General features: G+C 73.5%; 7 protein-coding genes. 5 read left to right on the forward strand and 2 right to left on the reverse strand.

Translation table 11 applies throughout. From position 1 onward, the window contains the following. Positions 1 to 670 (forward strand): HAD-IC family P-type ATPase (locus JWR81_RS01375; RefSeq protein ID WP_297645696.1); only part of this gene is annotated, 670 nt, incomplete at its 5' end. Here the strand turns inward: JWR81_RS01375 and JWR81_RS01380 are convergent. Then, positions 651 to 1,223: a TetR/AcrR family transcriptional regulator gene (locus JWR81_RS01380; protein ID WP_297645697.1), complete on the reverse strand. Its 573-nt coding sequence runs from the start codon at positions 1,221 to 1,223 to the stop codon at positions 651 to 653. The genes JWR81_RS01375 and JWR81_RS01380 overlap by 20 nt on opposite strands. Positions 1,224 to 1,308: 85 nt before the next feature. On the opposite strand from JWR81_RS01380, the gene JWR81_RS01385 reads away from it, so the two are divergent. Next, positions 1,309 to 3,006: an ATP-binding protein gene (locus JWR81_RS01385; protein WP_297645704.1), complete on the forward strand. Its 1,698-nt coding sequence runs from the start codon at positions 1,309 to 1,311 to the stop codon at positions 3,004 to 3,006. Here JWR81_RS01385 and JWR81_RS01390 read toward each other — a convergent pair. Next, positions 2,982 to 3,656: a response regulator transcription factor gene (locus JWR81_RS01390; protein WP_297645706.1), complete on the reverse strand. Its 675-nt coding sequence runs from the start codon at positions 3,654 to 3,656 to the stop codon at positions 2,982 to 2,984. The genes JWR81_RS01385 and JWR81_RS01390 overlap by 25 nt on opposite strands. 70 nt (positions 3,657 to 3,726) lie before the next feature. Between JWR81_RS01390 and JWR81_RS01395 the strand changes: the two genes are divergently transcribed. The 3 genes from JWR81_RS01395 to JWR81_RS01405 all read left to right on the forward strand — a co-directional run bounded on the left by JWR81_RS01395 (position 3,727) and on the right by JWR81_RS01405 (position 8,569). Further along, on the forward strand, positions 3,727 to 5,295 hold the full coding sequence (locus tag JWR81_RS01395) for a carboxyl transferase domain-containing protein (protein ID WP_297645699.1): 1,569 nt from the start codon (positions 3,727 to 3,729) through the stop codon (positions 5,293 to 5,295). 147 nt (positions 5,296 to 5,442) lie between these two features. Then, on the forward strand, positions 5,443 to 7,440 hold the full coding sequence (locus JWR81_RS01400; protein ID WP_297645701.1) for an acetyl-CoA carboxylase biotin carboxylase subunit: 1,998 nt from the start codon (positions 5,443 to 5,445) through the stop codon (positions 7,438 to 7,440). Next, a complete protein-coding gene (locus JWR81_RS01405; protein WP_297645702.1) occupies positions 7,418 to 8,569 on the forward strand; it encodes an acyl-CoA dehydrogenase family protein in 1,152 nt (383 codons plus the stop codon). The genes JWR81_RS01400 and JWR81_RS01405 overlap by 23 nt, the downstream gene beginning before the upstream one ends. Positions 8,570 to 8,572: the final 3 nt, after the last annotated feature.

The raw sequence follows: 8,572 nt of genomic DNA on the forward strand, positions 1-8,572 counted from the left end.
CGCGGCCGCGCACGAGGCCGCCGGCCGCACCGCCGTCGTCGTGCTGCTCGACGGCGAGGCGGTGGGCGTGCTGGCCCTCGCCGACGAGGTCCGGCCCGAGGCCAGGGCCGCGGTGGCCGCGGTGGAGCGCGTCACCGGGTCCACGCCCGTCCTGGTCACCGGCGACGCTGCCGCGCCCGCCGCGGCGGTGGGCACCGCGCTGGGCATCGCCGACGTCCGGGCCGGGCTGCTCCCCGCCGGCAAGACCGCGGCCGTCGCGGGGTGGCAGGCCGAGGGGCGGCGGGTTCTCGCCGTCGGCGACGGCATCAACGACGCGCCGCTGCTGGCCGGCGCCGACGCGGGCCTGGCGATCGGGGAGGGCGGCAGCGCGCTCAGCGTCCAGGCCGCCGACGGTGTGCTGCTGCGCGACCCGATGACGGGGCTCGCCCCGCTGCTCGAGCTGGCCCGGCGCGCCCGGCGGATCTCCCGCGCCAACCTCGCGTTCGCCTGTGCGGTGATCGTCGGGCTCGTCGGGTGGGACCTGCTCGGCACCCTGCCGCTCGCGCTCGGCGTGGCCGGCCACGAGCTGTCCACCGTGCTCGTCTGCCTCAACGGGCTGCGGCTCCTGCGCTCGGCCCGGGGCGCCGCGGCCGTCGAGCGGGTTCCCGAGCTCAGCCCGACAGGCCGGTGAGCGCGGCCAGCGCCATGCGCCGCAGCAGCGCCGCGGCCTCGGCGCCGCCGCCGGTGTGCGGCGTGGAGTTGAGCAGCCCGAACGCACCGTGCGCGGCCACGCGCGCCGACTCGGCCGGCAGCCCCGGGTGGGCGCGGCGCAGCGTGTCGACCCAGATCTCGACGTAGGTGCGCTGCAGCTGCCGCACCTGGCGGCGTGCGGTGGGCGGGAGGTTGGCCAGGTCGCGGTCCTGCACCACGATCAGCTCCGGCTCGCGGCGGGCGAAGTCGGCCTGGAAGTCCACGAGCGCGACGAGCACCTCGTGCGGGTCGTCGGAGGCCGCGGCGCGCTCCTGCCCGCCGGCCAGCAGGTGCTCGCTGATCCCGACGAGCATCTCGGCCAGCAGCGCCTCCTTGCCGGGGAAGTGCCGGTAGAGAGCGGGCCCGCTGACGCCGACGGCCGCGCCGAGCTCGGCGATGCTCACGCCGTGGAAGCCGTGGCGGGCGAACAGCTGCGCCGCGACGGCGAGGATCTGCTGCCGCCGGCCGGTGCCGGCGCCCGCCGTGGCCGCCATCCGCCCAGCTTAGACAGCGCCTGGGCGACGTGATCGCACGCTCAGCCCGGTCACAGGCCTCGGCGGATACCCTCGTGACGTGGCGATGACACCCCGGTGGCTGCGCACACGCATCGGCGTGCGCGCGGCATCGGCGCTGTCCGCGGCCGCCGTCGTGGCGGTGGCGCTCGCCATCGGCGGCTTCGCCCTGGTGTTCCTGGTGAGCCAGTCGCTGCACAGCGCGGTCCGGACCTCCGCGCAGCAGGAGGCCGATCAGCTGGCCGAGCGCGTGCACGCCAACGACAACGGGCAGCCCAACAAGAACGCGTTCTTCGCTGTCGACACCCTCGCGCGGTCCGGCGAGGACATCGTCCAGGTGCTGGTCGACTACACGCAGGACCCGGGCGACCCCGTCGTGACTGTCGAGGGGGCCAACAACACCTCCGAGCACGTCCCGATCGCGAACCTGCGCCCGGCCGACCGGCAGGTGATCGTGCAGGACAACTTCGTGATCAAGCGCCCCAACGGCACCAGCGTGAGCACGTTGCTGGTGGCGCAGGGCAGCGAGACCCTCGGCCTGCCGGTCTACGTCTACGTCGCCCAGCCGCTGACGTCCGTGCAGGCGGCCACCGACACGCTGCTGTTCTACCTGCTCATCGGCGTGCCGATCCTCATCCTCGTCACCGGCATCGCCACCTACGAGTTCGCGGGCCGCGCGCTGCGCCCGGTCGAGGCCATCCGTAGGCAGGTCGCCCGGCTCACCGAGAAGGATCTGGGCAAGCGTGTTCCCGTGCCGCTGGCGCGCGACGAGGTGGGCAGGCTCGCCGAGACGATGAACGAGATGCTCGCCAGGCTGGAGGACGGCCAGGGCGTACAGCGGCGGTTCGTGGCCGACGCGAGCCATGAGCTGCGCAGCCCGCTCGCCACCATCGCCGCGGGCCTCGAGCTGATGCAGAACGGCGAGTCGAGCCCCGAGACCGACGCGGCCACCATCACGGCGCTGCGCGGCGAGACCGAGCGGCTCAACCGCCTCGTCGACGCCCTGCTGCTGCTCGCGCGGGCGGACGAGCGGGGCCTGCAGCCGCGCCGCGAGGAGGTCGACCTCGACGACATCGCCGACGCCGAGCGCGTCCGTCCCGGCGACAGCGGAGTGCCCGCCGAGGTGCACGCCGAGCCGGTGCGCGTGATCGGCGACCGCGGCCAGCTCGCCCGCGTGGTGCGCAACCTCGTCGACAACGCGCGCCGCCACGCGTCCACGCGCGTGCTCGTCACCGTCCGCCGCGAGGGCGGCGATGCCGTCGTCGAGGTGTCCGACGACGGGCCCGGCGTGCCGCTCGCCGACCGCAGCCGCGTGTTCGAGCGGTTCGTCCGTCTCGACGACGCCCGTGCCCGCTCCGACGGCGGGTCCGGGCTCGGGCTGGCCATCGTGTCGGAGGTGCTGGCCGCTCACTCCGGCTCGGTGGAGATCGACGACGCCCCGGGTGGCGGCGCGCTGTTCCGCGTCCGGTTGCCGGCCGCGCCCGTCCCCGAGCACGCGGCAGGGGCGCCCGTGGACGCCGACGGGGGTCTCATGTCCGGCCCGATCCCGGAGATCGAATCGGTGCCGCGACAGCTCGCGCTGCCGCGGCCGGGGCTCACGCCGCCGGTGCGCGACAGCGACGCCCGGCAGGACCCTCCGACGGCGCCGTGGGGCATGCCGGCCGTGAGTGCGTCCGCGCCCGGCCGGCAGCCCAGCCCGGCGCCGCGGCCGAACCCCGTGGGGGCCGCCCGCGGTGGGGGTCAGCCCGGCTCGGACATCCGGTAGCCGACGCCGCGCAGCGTCTCGATGCTGCGCGTGCCGAACGGGGTGTCGATCTTGCGCCGGAGGTAGCCGACGTAGACCTCCACGACGTTGACCTCGCCCTCGTAGTGGGCGTCCCAGACGGCGCGCAGGATGTCGGTCTTCGTGACGACCTCGCCCGCGCGGCTCATGAGGTGCTCCAGCACGCCGAACTCCCGCGGCGTCAGCGTGATCTCGGTGCCGTCGCGGAAGACGCGGTGGCGCGCTGGGTCGAGCTCGAGGGTGCCGACCTTGAGCACGGTGGGACGGGCTTCCCCGGATCGGCGCAGCAGGGCGCGCAGCCGCGCGAGCAGCACCACGAACGAGAACGGCTTGATCAGGTAGTCGTCGGCGCCGAGGTCGAATGCGTCGGCCTCGTCGTACTCGCCGTCCTTGGCCGTGAGCATCAGCACCGGCGTCCAGACCTGGGCGGCGCGCAGGTGCTGCAGGACCCGGTAGCCCGACAGGCCCGGCAGCATGATGTCGAGCACCACGACGTCGTGGTCGCCGGTGCTGGCCGCGGCCAGGCCCGCGTTGCCGTCGTGCACCACCTGGACGGTGTGGCCGTCGGCCACGAGGCCGCGCCGCACCATGTCCGCCAGGGGCACCTCGTCCTCCACCAGCAGCACGCGCACGCGCCCAACGTAGCGCGTGGCGCGGACGGAGGTCTGGCGCCCGACGTTAATGAACGTTAACATCGCTCCCATGACCGTCACCACGTCGAGCACGGCGCAGGCCGGCCCGGAGGCCGCCCACGAGGCGCTGGTGGCCGACCTGCGCGACAAGCTCGCCACGGCCCGTCTCGGTGGCCCGGAGCGCTCGCGGGCCCGCCACGTCGAGCGCGGCAAGCTGCTGCCGCGCGACCGGGTCGACCAGCTGGTCGACCCGTCGTCCCCGTTCCTGGAGCTCTCCCCGCTGGCCGCGCACGGCCTCTACGGCGGTGACGCGCCGGGTGCGGGCGTCATCACGGGGGTCGGGCGGGTGGCCGGGCGCGAGTGCGTCATCGTCGCGAACGACGCGACCGTCAAGGGCGGCACGTACTACCCGATGACGGTGAAGAAGCACCTGCGGGCGCAGGAGGTGGCCCTGCACAACCGGCTGCCCTGCATCTACCTGGTCGACTCCGGCGGTGCTTACCTGCCCGAGCAGGACGACGTCTTCCCCGACCGCGAGCACTTCGGCCGGATCTTCTACAACCAGGCCCAGATGTCCGGAAAGGGCATCCCACAGATCGCCGCGGTGCTCGGGTCGTGCACCGCCGGCGGCGCGTACGTACCCGCGATGAGCGACGAGGCCGTGATCGTCCGCAACCAGGGCACGATCTTCCTCGGCGGCCCGCCGCTGGTGAAGGCCGCGACCGGTGAGGTCGTCACCGCGGAGGAGCTGGGCGGTGGCGACCTGCACTCGAAGATCTCCGGCGTCACCGACCACCTCGCGAACGACGACGCCCACGCGCTGGCGATCGTCCGCTCCATCGTCGGCACGCTCGGCCCGCGTGCGCCGCGCCCGTGGGACGTGCTCCCGACCGAGGAGCCCGTCGCCGATCCGGACGAGCTCTACGCCGTGGTGCCGACGGACTCCCGCACCCCCTACGACGTGCGGGAGGTCATCACGCGGATCGTCGACGGCTCGCGGTTCCACGAGTTCAAGTCCGAGTACGGCACCACGCTGGTCACCGGCTTCGCGCGGCTGCACGGGCACCCGGTGGGGATCGTGGCGAACAACGGGATCCTGTTCTCCGAGTCGGCCCTCAAGGGCGCGCACTTCATCGAGCTGTGCGACCAGCGCGGCATCCCGCTGGTGTTCCTGCAGAACATCTCCGGGTTCATGGTCGGGCGCGAGTACGAGGCGGGCGGCATCGCGAAGAACGGCGCGAAGATGGTCACCGCCGTGGCGTCCACGCGGGTTCCGAAGTTCACGGTGGTGATCGGCGGCTCGTTCGGCGCCGGCAACTACTCGATGTGCGGGCGGGCGTACTCGCCGCGGTTCCTTTTCATGTGGCCCAACGCCCGCATCTCGGTGATGGGCGGCGAGCAGGCCGCGATGGTGCTCGACGCGGTGCGCAGCCCCGAGGACCCGGAGCCGTCCGAGGAGTTCAAGGGCCGCATCCGCGCGCAGTACGAGACGCAGGGCCACCCCTACTACTCCACCGCGCGGATCTGGGACGACGGCGTGATCGACCCGAAGGACACGAGGACCGTCCTGGGCCTGGCGCTGACGGCGGCGGCGAACGCGCCCCTGGCGGACCCCGCCTTCGGCGTCTTCCGGATGTGAGCGCCGTGCCCTCCGCGCCGCCCGCCCCTGCCCCCACCCCAGTGATCAAGGCGCTGATGTCGTCAGTCGATCACCATGGACGGCGTCCCCGCCTTGGTCACCGCTCGGGGCGGCCCGCTCATCTCCACCCCTCGACCGGAGGCCCCCGTGTTTGACACCGTGCTCGTCGCCAACCGGGGCGAGATCGCCTGCCGGGTGATCCGCACGCTGCGGCTGCTCGGCGTCCGGTCCGTGGCTGTGTACTCGGACGCCGACTCCGAGGCGCCGCACGTCTCGCTCGCCGACGTGGCCGTGCGGATCGGGCCCGCGGCCGCCGCCGAGAGCTACCTGTCCATCCCGGCTGTGATCGAGGCCGCGAAGGCCACCGGCGCGCAGGCCATCCACCCGGGCTACGGCTTCCTGAGCGAGAACACCGCGTTCGCCGCCGCCTGCGAGGCCGCCGGGATCGCGTTCGTCGGGCCGCCCGCGTCGGCGATCGAGGCGATGGGCGACAAGATCCGCGCCAAGCAGACCGTCGCCAAGGCGGGCGTGCCCGTCGTCCCCGGCTCCGACGGCTCGGGCCTCGACGACGCCGCGCTCGCACTGGCCGTCGAGCAGGTCGGCTACCCGGTGCTGCTCAAGCCGAGCGCAGGCGGTGGGGGCAAGGGCATGCACGAGGTCCACCGCCCCGAGGACCTCGCCGCGGCCATCGCGACGGCCCGCCGGGAGGCGCGCAGCTCGTTCGGCGACGACACGCTGCTCGTCGAGCGGCTGGTCACCACGCCCCGGCACATCGAGATCCAGGTGATGGCCGACCAGCACGGCACCGTGATCCACCTCGGTGAGCGCGAGTGCTCGCTGCAGCGGCGGCACCAGAAGATCGTGGAGGAGGCCCCCTCGGCGCTCCTCACCCCCGAGCAGCGGGCGGCGATGGGCGCCGCCGCGGTCGAGGCCGCCCGTGCGGTCGGCTACACCGGCGCCGGAACGGTCGAGTTCATCGTCGGCGCCGGCGCCCCGGACGAGTTCTTCTTCATGGAGATGAACACCCGCCTGCAGGTGGAACACCCCGTCACCGAGCTGGTGACCGGCCTCGACCTCGTCGAGCTGCAACTGCGCGTGGCCGCGGGCGAGCCGCTGCCCATCACGCAGGACGACGTCCGGCTCGACGGGCACGCCGTCGAGGTGCGCGTCTACGCCGAGGACCCGGCCGCGGGCTTCCTCCCGACCGGTGGGCGCATCCTCGCGCTGCGCGAGCCGTCGGGGCCGGGCGTGCGCGTCGACTCCGGCATTGCCGAGGGGGGCACGGTCGGCTCCGACTACGACCCCATGCTCGCCAAGGTCGTCGCCCACGGCGCCGACCGCGCCGAGGCGATCCGCAGGCTCGACGCCGCCCTGCGCGCCACCGTCCTGCTGGGCCTGGGCACCAACATCGGCTTCCTGCGCGCCCTGCTCGACGACGACGACGTGCGCGCCGCCCGCCTGGACACGGGCCTCGTCGGCCGCCGTGTCGACGAATGGACCGCCGACTCCCTGCCCGGCGACGTCCTCGCCGCGGCCGCCGTGCACGCGCTGCTCGAGCTGGAGCCCACCGGCCCCGTGGTCGACCCGTTCGACGTGCCCGGCGGCTGGCGTGTCGGCGAGCCTGCCTGGACGACGTGGCGGATGGTCGTGCCCGGCCACGAGCCCGTCGCGGTGCGGATCCGCGGCCGGGCTGCGGCGGCCGAGGTCCAGGTGGGCGACGCGACCCCGGTGGAGGTGAGGGGACGACGCCGACCCCACGGGTTGGAGGTGACCTTCGGAGGCCTCACCCGCTCCTACGCCTGCGCTCTGGACGGCGACATCCTCTGGCTCGGCCGGGACGGCCACGCCTGGGGCGTCCGCGAGCAGGCCCCCCTCGACGCCGCCGCGGCCACCGACACCGGGGCCGGCGGACCCGTGCTCTCGCCCATGCCCGGCACCGTCACCGTCGTCGAGGTCGCCGAGGGCCAGCAGGTGGCCGCCGGTGACCGGCTCGTGGTGGTCGAGGCCATGAAGATGGAACACGTGCTCACCGCACCCGTCGACGGGGTGGTGCGTCAGCTCCGCGCCCGTACGGGTGCCACCGTCGCGCGGGATGCCGTGCTGCTGATCGTCGAAGGAGCTGATGATGGATCTGAACCTGAGTGAGGAGTACGAGTCGCTGCGCGCGACCGTCGAGGACTTCGCCCGCAAGGAGGTCGCCCCCGTCATCGGCGAGCTCTACGAGCGCGAGGAGTTCCCGTACGAGATCGTCGCCAAGATGGGCGCGATGGGCCTGTTCGGCCTGCCCGTCTCCGAGGAGTACGGCGGCATGGGCGGCGACTACTTCGCCCTCTGTCTCGCGCTGGAGGAGCTCGCGCGCGTCGACTCGTCGGTGGCGATCACCCTCGAGGCGGGCGTCTCGCTGGGCGCGATGCCGATCTACCGCTTCGGTACGCCGGCGCAGAAGCAGGAGTGGCTTCCGGCGCTCGCGGCCGGTGAGCGGCTCGGCGCGTTCGGGCTCACCGAGCCCGGTGGTGGCTCCGACGCCGGCGCCACCCGCACCACCGCCCGCCTGGACGGCGACGAGTGGGTGGTCAACGGCTCCAAGGCCTTCATCACGAACTCCGGCACCGACATCACCTCGGTCGTCACGGTCACCGCCATCACCGGCGAGGGTGCGGGCGGCAAGAAGGAGATCTCGGCGATCATGATCCCGTCCGGGACGGCGGGGTTCCGCGTCGCGAAGCCGTACTCGAAGGTCGGCTGGTGCGCGTCCGACACCCGTGAGCTCTTCTTCGACGACGTGCGCGTGCCCACGGCGAACCTCGTCGGTGAGCGCGGCCGCGGCTACGCCCAGTTCCTCTCGATACTCGACGAGGGGCGCGTCGCGATCGCGGCCCTGAGCGTCGGGCTCGCGCAGGGCTGCGTCGACGAGTCGGTGCGCTACGCCCACGAGCGGGAGGCGTTCGGGCACACGATCGGCTCCTACCAGGCGATCCAGTTCAAGATCGCCGACATGGAGGCGCGCGCCCACACCGCGCGCCTGGCCTACTACGCGGCCGCGGCGAAGATGCTCAAGGGGCAGCCGTTCAAGAAGGAGGCGGCCATCGCGAAGCTCGTCTCGTCCAACGCGGCGATGGACAATGCCCGTGACGCCACGCAGATCTTCGGCGGCTACGGCTTCATGAACGAGTACCCGGTGGGCCGCTTCTACCGCGACGCCAAGATCCTGGAGATCGGCGAGGGCACCAGCGAGGTCCAGAAGATGCTGATCGCGCGGCAACTGGGCCTCTGAGAG

This window comes from Pseudonocardia sp. (assembly GCF_025965585.1).
Lineage (GTDB): Bacteria > Actinomycetota > Actinomycetes > Mycobacteriales > Pseudonocardiaceae > Pseudonocardia.